This is a genomic window from Streptomyces sp. NPDC087215, assembly GCF_044744885.1.
Classification (GTDB): Bacteria; Actinomycetota; Actinomycetes; order Streptomycetales; family Streptomycetaceae; genus Streptomyces.
This window is the reverse complement of the sequence record NZ_JBIUZD010000037.1, coordinates 1-1,585: the sequence shown is the minus strand read 5'-3', so window position 1 is coordinate 1,585 and position 1,585 is coordinate 1. Positions and strand designations below refer to the sequence as shown.

The following is a 1,585-nucleotide window of genomic DNA, read 5'->3' as shown; positions in this document are numbered from 1 at the left end:
TTGTTCACCGGTCTGCTGGTCGGCACGATCCTGATCATCACCGGACTCACCTATTTCCCCGCGCTCGCGCTGGGACCGCTCGCCGAAGGGCTCGCAGCATGAGCACGCCCACTTCTGTCAGGCCGTCATCACAGACACAGGAACCCGCCGGTTGCAGGCCGTCGGCGGGCCGGGTCGGCGGGGGTCTGTTCGATCCGAAGCAGTTGCTGGCTTCCTTCCCCGACGCGGTGCGGAAACTCGATCCGCGGGTGATGGTGAAGTCGCCGGTGATGTTCGTGGTGCTGGTCGGTTCGGTCGTGACGACGGTGCTGGCGGTGATGGATCCGGGGGACTGGTTCGGGTGGGCGATCACGGTCTGGCTGTGGCTGACGACGGTGTTCGCGAATCTCGCGGAGGCGGTCGCGGAGGGGCGGGGCAAGGCGCAGGCCGACACGCTGCGCAAGGCGAAGACCGGCACCGTCGCCCGCCGTCTCACGGCCACGGGTGAGGAGCGGGTACCGGGGACGGACCTGGGGGTCGGTGACCGGGTGGTGTGTGAGGCCGGGGACGTGATCCCGGGTGACGGTGATGTCGTCGAGGGCGTCGCGAGCGTCGATGAGTCGGCGATCACGGGTGAGTCGGCTCCGGTGATCCGTGAGTCGGGTGGTGACCGGTGTGCGGTGACGGGTGGCACGAAGGTGCTGTCGGACCGGATCGTCGTGAAGATCACGGCGAAGCCGGGGGAGACGTTCATCGACCGGATGATCGCTCTGGTGGAGGGCGCGGCGCGTCAGAAGACTCCCAATGAGATCGCTCTGAACATTCTGCTGGCTTCGTTGACGATCGTGTTCCTCCTCGCGGTGGTGACGCTGAAGCCGTTCGCGATCTACGCGGGTGCCGACGAGCAGACCTCGATGATCGTGCTGACGGCGTTGCTGGTGTGTCTGATCCCGACGACGATCGGGGCGCTGTTGTCCGCGATCGGTATCGCGGGGATGGACCGTCTGGTCCAGCGCAATGTGCTGGCGATGTCCGGCCGTGCGGTGGAGGCGGCGGGTGATGTGTCGACGCTGCTGCTGGACAAGACGGGCACGATCACGCTGGGCAACCGGCAGGCGGCCGAGTTCCTCCCGGTGAGGGGGACCACGGCCGCCGAACTCGCCGACGCCGCCCAGCTGTCGTCGCTGGCGGACGAGACGCCGGAGGGCCGTTCGGTGGTGGTCCTGGCGAAGGAGAAGTACGGGCTGCGGGAGCGTCACCAGGGCGAACTCGCCCACGCCCGGTGGATCGAGTTCACCGCCCAGACCCGCATGTCCGGCGTCGATGTGGAGGAACGCAAGATCCGCAAGGGCGCGACCGGCTCGGTCGTGGCGTGGGTCGAGGAACGCGGCGGCGCCGTCACCGACGACGCCCAGCAGCTCAACGACACCATCTCCCAGGCCGGCGGCACCCCCCTCATGGTGGCCGTGCAAGACGGCAAGGGTGCCCGTGTCCTGGGTGTCATCCATCTGAAGGACGTGGTGAAGGAGGGGATGCGGGAGCGGTTCGAGGAACTGCGCCGGATGGGCATCCGCACCATCATGATCACGGGTGACAATCCGCTGAC

2 protein-coding genes are annotated in these 1,585 nt (G+C 67.7%); both read left to right on the top strand.

Features of this window, described 5'->3' with window-relative positions:
• Positions 1–102: a potassium-transporting ATPase subunit KdpA gene (locus ACIO92_RS34115; RefSeq protein WP_402284416.1), complete on the top strand. Its 102-nt coding sequence runs from the start codon at positions 1–3 to the stop codon at positions 100–102.
• The coding region (kdpB, locus tag ACIO92_RS34110; RefSeq protein ID WP_402596829.1) for a potassium-transporting ATPase subunit KdpB at positions 99–1,585 on the top strand (1,487 nt) is incomplete at its 3' end. The genes ACIO92_RS34115 and kdpB, both read left to right, overlap by 4 nt.